General features: G+C 29.4%; 26 protein-coding genes. All 26 read right to left on the bottom strand.

Annotated elements, in window-relative coordinates; translation table 11 throughout:
* Position 1: 1 nt before the first annotated feature.
* The 26 genes from BQ7358_RS08815 to BQ7358_RS08030 all read right to left on the bottom strand — a co-directional run bounded on the left by BQ7358_RS08815 (position 2) and on the right by BQ7358_RS08030 (position 14,168).
* Complete coding sequence (locus BQ7358_RS08815) at positions 2-166, bottom strand: hypothetical protein (protein WP_174222375.1); 165 nt, start codon at positions 164-166, stop codon at positions 2-4.
* Positions 167-177: 11 nt separating this feature from the next.
* The gene (locus BQ7358_RS07920) at positions 178-480 is read right to left on the bottom strand and encodes a hypothetical protein (RefSeq protein ID WP_072520444.1); all 303 of its coding nucleotides are present in this window, start codon (positions 478-480) and stop codon (positions 178-180) included.
* A gap of 21 nt (positions 481-501) precedes the next feature.
* Positions 502-1,062: a major tail protein gene (locus tag BQ7358_RS07925; protein WP_072520445.1), complete on the bottom strand. Its 561-nt coding sequence runs from the start codon at positions 1,060-1,062 to the stop codon at positions 502-504.
* On the bottom strand, positions 1,052-1,396 hold the full coding sequence (locus BQ7358_RS07930) for a hypothetical protein (RefSeq protein ID WP_072520446.1): 345 nt from the start codon (positions 1,394-1,396) through the stop codon (positions 1,052-1,054). Before BQ7358_RS07930 ends, BQ7358_RS07925 begins: the two co-directional genes overlap by 11 nt.
* Complete coding sequence (locus tag BQ7358_RS07935) at positions 1,356-1,757, bottom strand: HK97 gp10 family phage protein (protein ID WP_072520447.1); 402 nt, start codon at positions 1,755-1,757, stop codon at positions 1,356-1,358. The genes BQ7358_RS07930 and BQ7358_RS07935 overlap by 41 nt, the downstream gene beginning before the upstream one ends.
* A complete protein-coding gene (locus tag BQ7358_RS07940; protein ID WP_072520448.1) occupies positions 1,750-2,091 on the bottom strand; it encodes a phage head closure protein in 342 nt (113 codons plus the stop codon). The genes BQ7358_RS07935 and BQ7358_RS07940 overlap by 8 nt, the downstream gene beginning before the upstream one ends.
* 9 nt (positions 2,092-2,100) lie before the next feature.
* A complete protein-coding gene (locus BQ7358_RS07945; RefSeq protein WP_072520449.1) occupies positions 2,101-2,382 on the bottom strand; it encodes a head-tail connector protein in 282 nt (93 codons plus the stop codon).
* A 12-nt stretch (positions 2,383-2,394) separates the two neighbouring features.
* The gene (locus BQ7358_RS07950; protein ID WP_072520450.1) at positions 2,395-3,504 is read right to left on the bottom strand and encodes a phage major capsid protein; all 1,110 of its coding nucleotides are present in this window, start codon (positions 3,502-3,504) and stop codon (positions 2,395-2,397) included.
* A gap of 3 nt (positions 3,505-3,507) precedes the next feature.
* Positions 3,508-4,122, bottom strand: coding sequence for an HK97 family phage prohead protease (locus BQ7358_RS07955; protein WP_072520451.1), 615 nt, complete (start codon positions 4,120-4,122; stop codon positions 3,508-3,510).
* Positions 4,123-4,167: 45 nt separating this feature from the next.
* Entirely contained in the window at positions 4,168-4,341 is a 174-nt protein-coding gene (locus tag BQ7358_RS08820; RefSeq protein ID WP_200773562.1) for a hypothetical protein, read from the bottom strand.
* Between the two features lie 5 nt (positions 4,342-4,346).
* Positions 4,347-5,675 carry a phage portal protein gene (locus tag BQ7358_RS07960; RefSeq protein ID WP_072520452.1) on the bottom strand — a complete coding sequence of 443 codons (1,329 nt, stop codon included), beginning with the start codon at positions 5,673-5,675 and terminating at the stop codon, positions 4,347-4,349.
* 49 nt (positions 5,676-5,724) lie between these two features.
* Positions 5,725-7,245 carry a terminase large subunit gene (locus tag BQ7358_RS07965; RefSeq protein ID WP_200773563.1) on the bottom strand — a complete coding sequence of 507 codons (1,521 nt, stop codon included), beginning with the start codon at positions 7,243-7,245 and terminating at the stop codon, positions 5,725-5,727.
* A 159-nt stretch (positions 7,246-7,404) separates the two neighbouring features.
* Positions 7,405-7,785, bottom strand: a complete 381-nt coding sequence (locus tag BQ7358_RS07970; RefSeq protein WP_072520454.1) for a hypothetical protein — start codon at positions 7,783-7,785, stop codon at positions 7,405-7,407.
* A gap of 496 nt (positions 7,786-8,281) precedes the next feature.
* The gene (locus BQ7358_RS09300) at positions 8,282-8,695 is read right to left on the bottom strand and encodes an HNH endonuclease (protein WP_122983165.1); all 414 of its coding nucleotides are present in this window, start codon (positions 8,693-8,695) and stop codon (positions 8,282-8,284) included.
* Positions 8,696-8,807: 112 nt separating this feature from the next.
* Positions 8,808-9,086, bottom strand: a complete 279-nt coding sequence (locus BQ7358_RS07975) for a hypothetical protein (RefSeq protein ID WP_072520455.1) — start codon at positions 9,084-9,086, stop codon at positions 8,808-8,810.
* 5 nt (positions 9,087-9,091) lie between these two features.
* Positions 9,092-9,424, bottom strand: coding sequence for an LPD11 domain-containing protein (locus tag BQ7358_RS07980; protein WP_072520456.1), 333 nt, complete (start codon positions 9,422-9,424; stop codon positions 9,092-9,094).
* An 80-nt stretch (positions 9,425-9,504) separates the two neighbouring features.
* Positions 9,505-9,699: a hypothetical protein gene (locus BQ7358_RS07985; RefSeq protein ID WP_072520457.1), complete on the bottom strand. Its 195-nt coding sequence runs from the start codon at positions 9,697-9,699 to the stop codon at positions 9,505-9,507.
* Between the two features lie 753 nt (positions 9,700-10,452).
* Complete coding sequence (locus BQ7358_RS07990; RefSeq protein ID WP_072520458.1) at positions 10,453-10,893, bottom strand: hypothetical protein; 441 nt, start codon at positions 10,891-10,893, stop codon at positions 10,453-10,455.
* Positions 10,894-10,990: 97 nt separating this feature from the next.
* Entirely contained in the window at positions 10,991-11,323 is a 333-nt protein-coding gene (locus BQ7358_RS07995) for a hypothetical protein (RefSeq protein ID WP_072520459.1), read from the bottom strand.
* Between the two features lie 87 nt (positions 11,324-11,410).
* Complete coding sequence (locus BQ7358_RS08000; RefSeq protein ID WP_072520460.1) at positions 11,411-11,890, bottom strand: hypothetical protein; 480 nt, start codon at positions 11,888-11,890, stop codon at positions 11,411-11,413.
* A 15-nt stretch (positions 11,891-11,905) separates the two neighbouring features.
* Positions 11,906-12,253, bottom strand: a complete 348-nt coding sequence (locus BQ7358_RS08005; protein ID WP_021753597.1) for a YopX family protein — start codon at positions 12,251-12,253, stop codon at positions 11,906-11,908.
* 2 nt (positions 12,254-12,255) lie between these two features.
* Positions 12,256-12,453, bottom strand: coding sequence for a hypothetical protein (locus BQ7358_RS08010; RefSeq protein WP_072520461.1), 198 nt, complete (start codon positions 12,451-12,453; stop codon positions 12,256-12,258).
* Between the two features lie 4 nt (positions 12,454-12,457).
* Complete coding sequence (locus tag BQ7358_RS08015) at positions 12,458-12,823, bottom strand: YopX family protein (RefSeq protein ID WP_072520462.1); 366 nt, start codon at positions 12,821-12,823, stop codon at positions 12,458-12,460.
* Positions 12,824-12,836: 13 nt separating this feature from the next.
* A complete protein-coding gene (locus BQ7358_RS08020) occupies positions 12,837-13,331 on the bottom strand; it encodes a hypothetical protein (protein ID WP_072520463.1) in 495 nt (164 codons plus the stop codon).
* A 16-nt stretch (positions 13,332-13,347) separates the two neighbouring features.
* The gene (locus BQ7358_RS08025) at positions 13,348-13,920 is read right to left on the bottom strand and encodes a hypothetical protein (protein ID WP_062173811.1); all 573 of its coding nucleotides are present in this window, start codon (positions 13,918-13,920) and stop codon (positions 13,348-13,350) included.
* An 8-nt stretch (positions 13,921-13,928) separates the two neighbouring features.
* Positions 13,929-14,168: a hypothetical protein gene (locus tag BQ7358_RS08030; RefSeq protein WP_072520464.1), complete on the bottom strand. Its 240-nt coding sequence runs from the start codon at positions 14,166-14,168 to the stop codon at positions 13,929-13,931.
* Positions 14,169-14,173: the final 5 nt, after the last annotated feature.

The raw sequence follows: 14,173 nt of genomic DNA on the forward strand, positions 1-14,173 counted from the left end.
CTTACAATTTATCAATAATATCTTGCGTTGCTTTTAATGGATAATCGTAACTATCGTTTCCTTGCTCTACAAAAGTACCAGTTACTATACACATAGGTATTTCTTTCATATCTGCATATGTAAACCCCGCCTGTTTACATCTAAGTAAATAAAGCGGGGTAGTCATCTTTCTTACACTTACTTTTTTTCAGTTTCACTCGCTACATTTGGAGAAGTGGTTTCCATATAACAAGCGAATATATTCTCAATAGATTGTACCAAATCGTATGGTGTAAATTCTCTACTGAATTCTTCAAGTGTTTTTTCTGAGCCTGTTAAAGCGTACGCTAGATTTAGATATATTTCGTATAATTCTATGAAAGTCTTGTTATCATCTTCGATGCCGAAAATATCTACTCCAGTTTCTTTAAAAAAACGTATTGGAAAATCTGCGGTCAATATTTTTGTTTCGTATGTGTTTTTTCCGATTTTCAATTCCATTAATTTTGTTCCCCTTTTTTATTATAAATGATTAAGTGTATAAACTTTTTCAAACCATTTAGTATAAACTTCTTCTTCGGTATCTTTAGATGTTTTAAGTCTACCAATACCTTTTTCGTTTGTTAACCCCTCGTAAGAAAATTTCAGTATAGGAACGTCAATTTTTTCAGTAGTTGTTTTATATTCATATTTAGGTTTTGACAATTTAACACGTAACAAACAATGTCTTTCTGCTTTTTCGTTACCGTCAACCTCAAAAAGTAAAGCAATTTCAGTTGGTTGTGTATACATGTCTTCGTATTGTACTTTTTTAGTATCTTCTTTCATACCTAATACATCTTTTTCAAATTTATCATCAACGTTATAAATACTAAGTTCCCCTTTATATCCTGCTGATGACGTTGTAACAAAAAACACTAACCCCTCTGAAAAGTGTTTTTCTGATGATTGTTCCAATTCCATTGTAAGTTCAGTTGTACCCATTAATTTTGTTACGGTTCCAAAAGTTAATGTTCCGTCTTGACCTACAGTTACAGTTGCGTAATGCACATTTTTTAAATTAAATAAATATTTATTGCTCATTTGTTTCTCCTTTTTCTTCTAATAAATCAAACGTTGCACGTAATAAAACTACCCCCTCTAAAGGAGTTTGCTCGTAGTTGACTACTTTTTTAATACCATACAACGTTTCTCTAAAGTTTTCTGCTAGTTCATCATCACCGCCATGGTAATATAACTCAATGTTAAACTCGTGCTTATAACAATATATATCGCTATCAGCACTCACTATTTTTTTTGTATTCCTGAATATAATAAATGGTGCTTGAATTTCTTCTGTTTTATCAAAGTTAAAATAAGCAACAGGAATACCTAAATCAGTCAAGGCATCGTAAACCGTCGTCAAAATATTGTTCAAATAAATCTCCTGCCTTTTCTTTAGCTTTTTCAAAGTGCGGTATTCCCGCTACACGTTTACCAGTATATACTCCTCTGATAAACATCTCGTGTCCATCTTCTAATAAATGCACTGAATATGGACTATTTTTGTTATGAACAACATATTCTATTCCGCTAGCTACTGTTGTGTTATTTCTAACACTCCAACCTCTAGCATACCTACCGCTTTTAACTGGTGAAGTAACTAATAGTAAGGCTCTACCCTCTTTTGCCGCTTTATAAGCGGCTTTATCAGCTATTATATGCACTTTTAAAGGGTAGGTTTCTAAATATTCTTGTAAACCAAAGTCAGATATACCGATAGAAATAATATTACTCATCTTTATACTCCAAATACATTAGAAATTCTCTGTTTCTATTCAGAACACTTTCTATTGATAAAATATTCCAAATTTTATCGTCTATTTTTACAAAACAGTCTTTAGTATTAAGAGATAATGCTTTTGGTGTAAATCTTATTCTTATACGCAGTTTACTCTTATCATTACTGTGTCTACTCTCCCAAAATTCACTATTTCTTAAATTACTAAGGTAAGCGTAGCAAGTGAACAATTCTTCTTCCGTTCTATCACCACGCCCACCATAACTATTTATTTTTACTCCATAACGGATGAAAGATACTTTTTTGTTAAACATTCCTGTAGTTATAACCATAAGTACCCCCTATTTCACAAAATTAATTCTATTATTCTCAATAATATTGTCGACTAATTTGTTATTATATTTATTTCCTGTTTGATAATCTCTATTCCAGTAAAAGTCACTTACTAGTATAAGAAGTGCTGTTTTTATATCACTTTTATTTCTTATAACTGTTTCTTCCAGCCCAGTATGACTAATCATATATTCTACAGCACTGTCTAATAGTAGTTTTAATTGACTGTCTTCTGAATCATCAAGTACCCTAATATATTCTTTTACATCTTTTACAGAAATTTCAGTCAATTATATCAACTCCTATTCTTTGTTTTTAAGTAAAGCAAACGCTTGTTCGTCGGTAATTTTACCGCCAAATTGTCCGTGAATATTAATACCTACCGCATGTTGTGTAGCGTATAATTCATTTAACACTTGAATATTCATTTCTTCACTTACAGCTAAACCGTATTCTGAAACGTTAGCGTATAATACTTGACCCGCTGGTGCAAAATCTGTAACTTGAATAGCGGTATCTAAAATTTGGAAACCAAACCCGCGTGTTACATCTGGTAATACATAGTATCTACCCTCTTTATCTTGTAATTTTCTCAAAATAGTTAACATTTCTTTATTCATTACAAATACAGCTGTTGATTGATGTACAGTAGGTAATTTGGCTTGCAAATCAATTAAATCATTGATAGAATATTCGTCTTTTTTAGCTAAAGTAATAGTATTTCCAACTTCTGCTGTAAATAAAGAGTCAAATTTCCCAGCTGAACCTACTACTACTGATTTTTCTAAGAATAATCTAAATTGTTCAGCGATTTTATTAATTAAGAAACTTTCGATGTCAAAATTAACGTTATTGATTAATTTTTTAGAAATTCTTAATAGTCCTGAAATACGGAAAGTAGATAATTTAACGTTTGTGAATTTAGCGTTACTTTCTACAGTATCTGCGAATTCATCGTAGAAATTAATAGTAATTGTAGAAGCGTCGAATTTTGGAATTAATAATTCACCCGTGATATCGTATCTTGTCAATAGTGGCAAAATATTACTTTCTTGCAAGATTTTCTCTATAATTCTATCTGACAATGTTTGTGGGATAATAGCCCCTGCTTCTGCTGCTTTGAAGTTGTTTCCGACTCCTGCTCCAAAAGCTCGTAAATCTAATGTAGGGTTTTTTAAGAACTCTCTTAGTTCTTGTGATACATCTAATTTATCTACTTCTGTATTTACAATCTCACGTTCTTCAACTTCTAAAATTTCAATACGTGAGTCTAATTCAGCAATTTCTTTTTTTAGTTCTTCAAATTCTGTATTTTCGCCCTCTGTAATACTTCTTGTTTCTGCAATAGTTTTAAATTCTTTTATTTTTTCGATTTTTTCATTTCTTAATTCAATTAATTCTTTTAAAGTCATATTTTATTTTTTCCTTTCATTTAAAAATTCATCTATTTTGGCAATAAAAATAGAGTTATCAAAATCTCTTTGTAACTCTTCTTTTGGTGGTTTTTCTTCTTTCACCTCTATATTTATTCTTTCGTAACTCCTAATCTCTAAAGGCTCGTTTGCAATATCTCTTACATTCAAACTCATAGAGTTATAAGCTGGTATATGCTCATTATCTAAGATAGATACTTCATATAAATTTAGACTTTCGACAGTTCTTAGCGGAATATCACTATAACTTTCATTTACATTCTCTTTTAATGGCACAAAGCCAAAACTCCAACCACTAAGTTGGTTGTTTCTTGCTTTTGAAACTACTTCATCATCAGTTATCTCTGCTTCTGCATATAGTCCTATACTATCTTCAAAAATAGTTAAATTATCAGTGGTATTTCCTAATTCTCGCTTGTAATCATGATTAAACAATATTTTAATATTATTATTTCTTCTTACAGCGTCGCCGAATGCCCCCTCTTTTATTTTTTCATAAAATTCAGCATTGTCTTCTCTTAAACGTTTAGAAATACGTTCTGCAACATTCACATAACCACTTATTATAGCTTTATTATCCGTAACTCTTATCTTCATACTAGTTCCCCCCTTTCCAAGCCATATAGTTATTTAGTTATTTAGTTATTTAGTTATTGCAAAACCGGCAACCGAAGTGTAATTAAATTCCGCTAAACGCTTAACGCCAGTCGTTTGTCCTGTGTATTCAAAACTAAATCCTTTTGTAGTTTGTTTTAAATTTTCTACACCTGTAAAAATATATGTATTACCATTATTTGTGAAAATTATCAATTCCATTGTTTTTATCCTTTCTCATCATCTAAATTATCTTTATTATCATCTAAAATAGATGTGTCGTCCTTATTTTTTGGTTCTATATCATCATTGTATTTAGGATTGAAATTCATAATACCTGTATCGTTAGTAGCAGCTAATACTTTATTAATATCAATAGCAGTGTTTGTATTAACGTTTAATAGCATATTAATATCTTTTACATCATCACGGTAATACATAGCGTCTGCAATGTTGAATTTATAGAAACCAAAATTTAACCTTGGCATATTTTCCAAATCTCTGACTTCGTCCATACTCATAATATTATTTTTAATAGCAATCTGATAAGCTTCAAAACGTTCTTTCAAGTTTCCTTTAAGCAACTCTTTTGTATCAAAAGCAAAATAGTACACGCCTTGTTCTTTTTCTAACAATAAATCTCTATTCAGACTTGCTTCAATAGTTGCTAACAGTGGCAAAATAGTAAAGTTTATAAAATTGAATTTATCCTCTTCATTTGCACCACCATTTATAATACTTACAGGCACTCCAAACATTGCTGCAATCTTATTAAGTTCAGAAGCATTGGCTTTAGCTTCGTTTTCAACGTCTTTTTTCTTTTCTAAAGGTTCATAATTAATAGCACTATTTAAAAATATATAACCGCTATTTTTATCACTTAACATTTTTATAACGTCTTCTCTTACAGCGTCTAAATTTTTAATATTCTTCTCCATCTTGAACATACCTTTAGGTAAAAAACCACGTTTCGCATCCGTCAGAAGCCGTTCCATTGTTTTTACGATAAGTAAAAAATGTAACCCTGTTTCATCAATAATAGATTTTCCCCGCATACCGTCTTTAGTATTTCTGGTTATTCTTAAAGTATCATGTGGTCTAAGAGTTTTATCATACGCATGTATTGTGAATAATTTATTAAAAGGGTCTGAATTACTACTGATAGCAACATTTTCTAAATAAGAAATATCACTAACTTTGTTGCCGTTTCTTTTTATGTAAAAATAACAGTGACCTTTTAGGAAATAATCTCTAACAATTAGTTTTTTTAGTTCAAAACTATTAGTCAAACCATTATCTACTTTAGTGTTAAGAATTTTAACTCTATTATCGTTTTCTACTTCTTCTCTACCTTTGTTAGTCTTTTTATACAATTTCAAATCTGTAGAAGCTATAACATCACTTACACGAGAAACACAAGCATTTACTATAGGTATTTGCAAAGCGTCATCTATACTAACATTGTCACTAGCATAACCGAAAATTTCTTCGAACAAAGTAGCTTTTTGTGTATCTTCTTCGTTTTCCCTTTTTCTAAATCTACTAAAAATCCCCATTTCGTTCCCCCTTTCTTGTTTATTAAACAGTTTCAAGTCATATTTAGGACTATAAAACAGCACTTACAAATGTATTGCCTAATATTTCATTTTGCATTAACAAATGAACAGCACTAAAAGCAGCTGCTAACATATCAATTTTACCAGTGCTTCTTTTCTTGTTAACCCATTTATTCAAGTTATTATCATAAATAACTCTTGCATTTTGGAAATTTTGTACAAATAATGGATTATCTTCAAATTGTATTTCCTTATTCAAAATTTTCTCCTCTACCAACTTAACGGTAGGATGTAAAACGCTACTATGTTGTCTTACCTGTACAGTAAGCAAACCTTCTTCCTCTAACTTTTGCACAGTAGACGGAGCATTCCATAAGTCATAACCTACCGCCATAACATTGCAATTTAATTCATCTTCTAACCCAATAATAAATTTTTCAACAAAACCATAATCTATAACTTCATCACCACAAGCAAAGCAATTACCTCTATCAATATGTCGCCTATAGTTAGTTTTTTCTTTCCTACTTTTATCTTCTACCTTTGCTCTTGGAATAAACGCCCAACTATCTAATAATATCGTTTCTCCGTCATCATCAAGGCTAGCGATAGACACCGCTACGTTATCCGTACTAAGTGCAAGGTCTAGTCCTACATAAACATCACGACCGCTAAAGTCTACCATAAGTACTACACACTCTTTTACCTTATCTACGCTAATGTATTCTTCGCCACTAAATGTAGGTAAGAAATGATTCATATGTTTTGTTAAATATTCAACACGTTCACTTTCGATAGCTAGTGCTTTATCACGCATATAACGAATACTTTCGTAGTTTTTTTCAATCCTCAAAGGATTAGCCATTTGTATTCCCTTTTCAGTCCACAAGTTATCTTTATCAGCGTAATATAATAAAGAAAATAACCTTTCGTTTTCTTCTGTTCCGCTATATATTTTTTTTAGATGTTCCAATTCTTCTAACATAATACTTCTATCTTCGGCATAAGCTGTAGTTATTTTAAATATTAAAGGATTGTCTACGTTCAGCTGTCCAGATTCCATAGCTTTTATATTACTCTTATCTTTGAAAGCCCCTATTTCGTCAGCTATAAATGCAGATGGACGTATAGCATTATTGCTATTAGCTTGAGAAGTACGCGCTTGATACGTATTCTTATTAATTAAACATGTTATTTTGCCAATAAGTGTATTAGTAAGTTTAAAATATCCGGCTAATACTGGGCTAGCTGTTATTATTTGAGTAATTGCTTTTTTAACTTCCCCTGCTAAATCTCTGTCTATACATATTGAGTAAAACTCCGAATAGTCAGCTTCGGTTAACATTAAAATAATTAAACATAAAGCACAAATAAAAGTTTTAGCATTTTTTCTAGGTATAAAAAGGATAATTTCACGATGTTTGAACATCTTAACATCATTTTTAAATCTCCAACCAAACACATTTGCTAAAAAGAAACATTGAAAATCATGCAAACTATCATAAATACTTTTACCTACTACGTTAATACCTGTAGCCATATTCATTATTTTTAATAATTCATCTATCATCTTTATACTTTCTTCATCAAAAAAGTATGGAAATTTTTTCTTTTTCTGTTCTTTTAAGTTTTTTAAGAAACGCTCACATTCCCATTTTACTTCTGGCGTGGTTATTTCTTTTCCTTTAATGACGTTGTTAGCGTACCTTTTAGCATTTTCAAATAACAGCTAAACCACTTCCCTTTTTAATATACTTTTTAAATCTATGTCGTTTTTTTGTTCTCCTAATTTATCGAACAACTTAGATAATTGAGCAACAGTAGCAGTTAATGCCTTACTAGAAGCATTATAATTAGTTATAGCAGGGTGAGCTACAATAGTAGGTCTTCCTTTTACATATTCTTTTTCAATTATTACTCCGTCACTATCCATTTCTGCTTTTAATTGCCGACAAACACCTACATGTGTTTCAAAAACATCAAACAACTCTTCGAATAACATTCTATCTCCAACACTCAAACTTTGTGCTGCTTCGAAAACCATTTTTTTATTGTCTTTAAATTTTTTTGATAATTTAAAAAGCTGCTTTTTTTGCGTTTTTTTTGCCACGAACATTCTCCTTTCTATTTTTAACTTTAATTTCTCTGAATTAGTCCATTTTTCGCTTCCCTTTTTCCAATAATGATTAATGTCCGAAAAAAATTGAGAATAAGGGGGACCAGGTTGGTCGTCAAAATATCCTAAATATTATTTCATTTCTACGGGGGGCATGGTAGTTTTAAAAAGGGAAAAAACTCAACAACTCAAAATAACAAATAAAAAAAGCTAATGAACGTTAGCACTGTGCTAATTCCATTCATTAACTAATTTAAAATATATCAATCAACTAAATAATATTATTTAATTTTTAATAACTAATTTAATTTATAATTTCAACTACAATAATCAAGTTATCAATTTGCTAATCAAAATAAATTAAATAAACATTTAAAAAGTTCATTCAAACATTTAAAACAATAAAGTAATAATAAACAAATTAAATAAATTTAATCAATCAATATATAATTACTACTAAAAAATATTAAATTACCTTTGAGTATTAGAGTTAAATGGTCATTATATCGTTGTTAATATCGTCTTCCCTATATTGCCAAATCAGTTGCGTCAACTCATCTCTTGTTATTGTTCCGTTCTCAGCTTGCTTGTGATGAAAAATACATAACGTTATTAAATTATCTTTATCAAATGCATTTTCTAAATTCTCTCTGACTTTTTCGATGTGATGAACCTCTAACGAATTAGGACTAACCAACCCACAACTGCGACAAACTAAGCACTGATTATTATCTAAATCTTTAATTAATCTGCTTAATTTTTTCCAACGATTAGATTTAATTACATTTAAATAATCTTTAGATTTACTATATTTATTATTTTTATCCCGATAATACTCACGCTTAGGCTTGCAATTTAAAGATTTATCATGAATTTTTTGGCAGTAACTACAAGTTTTTAAAATACAACCGCCCCCTTTTTTTTATAAAATACTCTATAATAAAATAATACCGTCCAATTTGACCAAATAGTACAGAGATATAAAATAAAAAAAGCTAGATTTCTCTAGCTTAAAATTAAATTCCATGTAATAAATCTAATATGAATTGATTGCCGCCGATAACTCTCTCATAAAAATCAACTGTAAATTGATAATCTTCCTCATCATCTTCATGATTAACTTGGAATACAATTCCATCAACTTCCTCATTTTCAATATTATCAATATGTTTTTTTAACTCATCCACTGAATAACAATCAGTAATATCATTAGGATTTTTTTCGTTCCAATAACTAACCCACGCATTTTCTGGTAATAATAACTCATCTACTATTTTATTTAATTTATTTTTCATTTTTCTTATTCTCCTTTTTTATTTCTAATAATTTCAACACTTACACGATTGCCGTTATTATAATTTTCGTGAAGTTCATTTAATAATTTTATAAAATCGTTATCGTAATAATTTTGACCGCCGCCGAAATTATACATTAAATTTATTACTTTCATTTGTCTATCAATATTTTTACAAAATAAGTTACTCTCGCTAAATTGCCCCCAGCCGAAAAAATATTCAACATCTGATATTAATCTATCAAGGCAGTAATTATTTTCTAATTCTGTTAAAAAATCTTTCTCTAATTTTTCATTCGTTCTACTGATTGAGTGAAGTCGCCAAACTTTGCAACTCAATCAGTTTTTTTATTTATATATCTTACCTTACAATTATATTATATCGAAACGCCTGACGTTTGTCAATGTTTTTTTATAAGTTATTTTAATTTTTTTTCAACTATTTTTTTTATTTCTCTTAAATGTTCTTCTTTAGCAATTTTCAAAAATTTAAACGTTGCACTTTTCCCACGTCTATATATCGTTTTTTGCCTACTCTCCTCATTTTCCGCATATCTATTACGATCTTTAGCGTTTCTAATTTCTTTAGCTTTTTGTTTTTTTTCTTCACTCATAAAGAAACTCCTTTCTTTTTTTAATTTAATATGTTATAATTATTTAAAAGGAAAGGGCGAACGGTTGGGACTTCGTCCACCCCTTTATAGATTATATTACAGGATTTTAACGCTTAGAAGTGCCTTTCTTAGCGTTTTTCTTTTCGTTTATAAATTTGTAAATATTAATCAAACCATTAACAATATTTACTACCATTAACAAATAAGTAAAATCTTGCATACTTTCCACCCCCTCACCGTCCAAATATTTGGCGGCGTTCCTTGCCGGGTGTAAGTCCTATTCAACTTACAAATAAATTATAACATAAAAAGCGGCTGTCGTCAACAAGATATTTACATTTTTTTCTAAATATTTTAAAATAATAGTAAGGACAAGGAAAAGATAGTTTTTTAAAATATTTCTTCTATTATATAGTAAATTAACGTTTGTTGTTTTTTAAATTTACGGAATTAATTGTTTAATAAATTAAAATATTTTATTATTAAAACCCATTTGGAAAATAAACTACCTATGCAATACACCCTCACTCCTGCTAGGAGAAAAAAACGTTAAATTTGGGGGTATATACATAATCGTTAATCAAATTAAAAAAATAATATTGATTGTTGTTTAACAATCTTTTTTTATTATTTATTTGTAATTATTAAAAGAAAAGTAATTATAAAAAAAGAAGATAGTTTTATTATCTTCTTTTTGTTTTGTTTATATTAAGTGTATTTTTTATATAATAACAGAATATGAATAATTTTCGGCTACAAAATATCGTATTTTTTATCTTTTTCGTAAACTTCTTGTTCTATCTTGATAATTTGTGGTAATAATCTATCTTTCAAAATTTTTATTTTATCATAAACAGAACTTCGGCTATAGCCAATTTCGTATCCTATTCTTTCACATGTATATTTATATTTAAAACGCAACAACCAAATATCTTGCATAATAGGATCGCAATTATTATATTCATATTCTAATAACTGTAAACATCTTTTGCGAAACTCATAATTTTTATTCGTTATTTTTTTTACCCAAAAATTCTCTGTTTCCCGTCCTGTTTTACTAGAAACAACATTTAAATTATCTCCTGCATTTTCTTTTTCAGTCATCAGGTATAAATCTAATCTTTTTCGTATTCTACTTTCATTATTAAGTAAATAAATAACAAATCTTTCGTTACTTTTGCATTTGTAAACCAAAACTTTTTCCTCACTTTTCAAAGAAATAAAAAATATTTTTTTCTGAATTTTATACAAAAATTCAGTTTTATAAATTTTGGATGGGGGGATTTTTTTACTAATTTAACACACCTTTGATAAAAGTAACATCAGGAGCAAGGAAAAATTGTAAAAATACTAATAATATAAAAGCTACAATAAGAGAACATAATACTTTCCCTGTTAGTTTAAAGATCTTTTTATCATATCCGTATCCATCTTCAATTATATAGTCTATAAGCAATAACCCAAATACAATAAATGTAAAAGTAGCTGCAATTCCAATCACAACACCAACAATCCCGCATAATTCATATATTAAATATTGCGTACGTAACGTTGTATATAATTCTGGTATCTTATCCACGCTTACACTTAATTTTTCTGTTATCTTTTTCATTAATTCGTCCATTTCACACCTCTTAATCTTTAGTTGCTAAACACCAAAAAACAAACAGATTTAAAAATAAATTTATAATTATTAATATATCTTCCATTTTTAATTTAAAACCTCCAATATCTCATCACCAAATAAATCAATACATTCTTGTGTTATTTTTTGGGATTTAAAGTAAGGTAATTTAGAAATAAAATTATTTGAGTAATTGTAATCTACGAACAAATCGTTTTTGTTTACACGAATAAAATACTTTAATATATCGTCACTATCCCAATCAGGCTTCCAATCTCCGTTTTTTTCTTCTGCCCACTGTTTTATTTTGAATAATAACTGACGTTCTTTAGCAAAACGTTCAGCTTCCTCTTTAGTTTTGAAAAGTAAACCACGTTCGTATCCTTGTTTCCAATCGTCGGCATAATAGGCGTAGTCTATACGTCCTACATTGTTCACATAGTAAAATATTTCATCTTCATCAGGATACTCCAGTTCGTATGTATCCTCTACCACCTCTACCTTACTCATTAAATCATTAATCAAATCTTGTTTTAATTGTTCTAATTCTTCTCTAGTTAGTTTCATTGTTAATCTCCTTACTTAAAATTTAAAATCATTTTCGAAAATATTACCTACTACTTCTGAAATTGTATTTGTAAACCACAAGTCTTCTTCTACTAATCCTCTATAGCCCAAATAATACTCACCCATAACGTTTTTTCTTATTTCCGAATATTTATTATGACATTTTACTATATCCCCCTCATAGATGTTATTACCATTCTTATCTTTAAATCCTGTATTTTCCATGAATATAACTTCTTCAAAATTAAACAAATATAAAAATCCATGTTTATCATGAAATCCTACTGTTTTGTTATCAAAATTTAAACATTCAACATCGTACACTTTTTTTCTATCTTTAACATATATTTTAGGTGGTAACATTATTACTCCTCCTTATCCCAAGGAAATTTATCCAGTGTCGCCAATATATCTTCCCCTTCAACTTCTTCTAAAAATTCCTCAATAGTTTCTACTTCTGAATTTTCATACAGCATATATAAATTTGAACATAATGTTTCTTTATCTAATTTTATACACTTCATACCAATAACTTCTATAGGTTTACCTTTAATTATTATCATTCTTTTATTCCTCCAACAAATAACTATCTTTATAAACATTACCAGCTATTACATAATTATCACTATTCACTAATGGCTCGTAATAGTCTTCAAGTTTCCAATTAATATAAAATTCTTCTTCATCGTCACATTCAACTATTCCATAGTCCCAACTTTCATGATTGAAACTACCCTCATCAGTCAATATATCACCCTCGTAAATTTCATCACCGTTACCATCATATTCACCCGTTGATTTCATTAATTTGTAGCACTTACTTCTTTTTGGCGCTGCTATTCCGATATGATAACTTATAACGTTAGTATCAAAACGCACACTATCAACATTCACCATCATAAATTTATTAGTTAACCACGCTCTATATTTCATTGCTGTACCTCTCTTATCCGCCTAGCCTCGGGTTAATAGCTTCAAAACTGAAATCCTCGTATTTTCGTTCTTCATCTCTTACCAACTCGCCGCTTATAACTGTGACGTATCTTTCAAATTCCATTCCTTTGTCACAAGCAAAAATATTAAAGTCAACATTATATTTTTCGCTATGTTTGATAAGAATTTTTTGCACATCAATATCCCATGCTTGTTTTATATCTAATGTAACGTAACAAATGCTTTCCTCACCGTCATGCCAAAATTCAATTACGTCATTTTCTATAAAAAAACGATATGATTTTTTTAAATATAAATCGCTCAAAAAGTTTTTTTCCGAAAACGAAAATACGCACTCCATATCATCATTGACGAATTTAATTGGAATTTGTTCAGGCGAACTTAAAATTTCATCGAATTTTACAATTACTATTTCGTGTTCAAAAAAACTAATTAAATCTTTCTTTTTACCTCTAATTTTTAAATTGCCCTCGCACCAATTTGGCATTATAATTCATCTCCTTTTAATTTATCCATTCAATAGTTGTTTTTCCTTCGTGCCCTTTTTCAAATATAAACCATGCATAGCATACCGCACTTGACGTATATTTATCAAAACGACCATTTTTCGCACAATTTAGTCTGCTACTCGACACATATATTACCTTAGGTGGGTTCGCTTCGAAAAATTTTTTTCGTAACTTTCCCTCTAAAAATTGAATTTTTAAAAACATAGCTACCTTATTACCTGCGGGTATTATATTTAGTGCGTGTTTTAAAAATTCCAATGCTATTTTATACGGCGGATTTGTAATTATATCTCCTAACCAAGCGGATCTTTCAAAAAAATCTCTAACACCACCATAACCTCTATCAATTAAATCTTCACTAATAACATCATATCCATACTCCATAAGCACCTTAGACAAATGCCCCTCTCCACAAGCAGGCTCTAAAATCAAATTACTAAAGTTTTCTTTTTCTAGCAATAAGTGCATTGCTTTTGGCTCAGTTGCGTAATAATCATTTTGTTCCCGTTGCCTTTTTGAGTGGTTACTCGCAGCTAAAGTTGTAAATACTGTTGTTTTGTTACTCATAATCTATTTTATTTAATCTCCTTACTCTGATAATTTTTCAATCTATCTTCTAAATTTTGATTAGCGTCATCTAACTGTTTATTTTGATAAACTAACCAATCTATTCTTTTATTCAACATGATGTTCTCATTCGCTACTTTTTGTAAATTTTTACCCGTGTGGTAACCGCCCACATACATTCCAATGACGAATGTAAATGCCATAATTACTAGTATTATTAATATTTTATTTATTTTATCTAGTGTCATAACGA

Source organism: Gemella massiliensis, from assembly GCF_900120125.1.
Lineage (GTDB): Bacteria > Bacillota > Bacilli > Staphylococcales > Gemellaceae > Gemella > Gemella massiliensis.

Bases quoted from the DNA above. Each gene is read 5' to 3' on its own strand.
- BQ7358_RS07925 (WP_072520445.1), bottom strand. From the start codon at position 1,062: ATGAGCAATAAATATTTATTTAATTTAAAAAATGTGCATTACGCAACT.
- BQ7358_RS08015 (WP_072520462.1), bottom strand. From the start codon at position 12,823: ATGAAATATAGAGCGTGGTTAACTAATAAATTTATGATGGTGAATGTT.
- BQ7358_RS07960 (WP_072520452.1), bottom strand. From the start codon at position 5,675: ATGGGGATTTTTAGTAGATTTAGAAAAAGGGAAAACGAAGAAGATACA.
- BQ7358_RS08020 (WP_072520463.1), bottom strand. From the start codon at position 13,331: ATGCCAAATTGGTGCGAGGGCAATTTAAAAATTAGAGGTAAAAAGAAA.
- BQ7358_RS07975 (WP_072520455.1), bottom strand. From the start codon at position 9,086: ATGAAAAATAAATTAAATAAAATAGTAGATGAGTTATTATTACCAGAA.
- BQ7358_RS07935 (WP_072520447.1), bottom strand. From the start codon at position 1,757: ATGAGTAATATTATTTCTATCGGTATATCTGACTTTGGTTTACAAGAA.
- BQ7358_RS07995 (WP_072520459.1), bottom strand. From the start codon at position 11,323: ATGGACGAATTAATGAAAAAGATAACAGAAAAATTAAGTGTAAGCGTG.
- BQ7358_RS08815 (WP_174222375.1), bottom strand. From the start codon at position 166: ATGACTACCCCGCTTTATTTACTTAGATGTAAACAGGCGGGGTTTACA.
- BQ7358_RS08010 (WP_072520461.1), bottom strand. From the start codon at position 12,453: ATGATAATAATTAAAGGTAAACCTATAGAAGTTATTGGTATGAAGTGT.
- BQ7358_RS08005 (WP_021753597.1), bottom strand. From the start codon at position 12,253: ATGTTACCACCTAAAATATATGTTAAAGATAGAAAAAAAGTGTACGAT.
- BQ7358_RS08820 (WP_200773562.1), bottom strand. From the start codon at position 4,341: ATGGAATTGATAATTTTCACAAATAATGGTAATACATATATTTTTACA.
- BQ7358_RS07940 (WP_072520448.1), bottom strand. From the start codon at position 2,091: ATGGTTATAACTACAGGAATGTTTAACAAAAAAGTATCTTTCATCCGT.
- BQ7358_RS08000 (WP_072520460.1), bottom strand. From the start codon at position 11,890: ATGAAACTAACTAGAGAAGAATTAGAACAATTAAAACAAGATTTGATT.
- BQ7358_RS07955 (WP_072520451.1), bottom strand. From the start codon at position 4,122: ATGAAGATAAGAGTTACGGATAATAAAGCTATAATAAGTGGTTATGTG.
- BQ7358_RS07985 (WP_072520457.1), bottom strand. From the start codon at position 9,699: ATGAGTGAAGAAAAAAAACAAAAAGCTAAAGAAATTAGAAACGCTAAA.
- BQ7358_RS07920 (WP_072520444.1), bottom strand. From the start codon at position 480: ATGGAATTGAAAATCGGAAAAAACACATACGAAACAAAAATATTGACC.
- BQ7358_RS07965 (WP_200773563.1), bottom strand. From the start codon at position 7,245: ATGATAGATGAATTATTAAAAATAATGAATATGGCTACAGGTATTAAC.
- BQ7358_RS08030 (WP_072520464.1), bottom strand. From the start codon at position 14,168: ATGACACTAGATAAAATAAATAAAATATTAATAATACTAGTAATTATG.
- BQ7358_RS07950 (WP_072520450.1), bottom strand. From the start codon at position 3,504: ATGACTTTAAAAGAATTAATTGAATTAAGAAATGAAAAAATCGAAAAA.
- BQ7358_RS08025 (WP_062173811.1), bottom strand. From the start codon at position 13,920: ATGAGTAACAAAACAACAGTATTTACAACTTTAGCTGCGAGTAACCAC.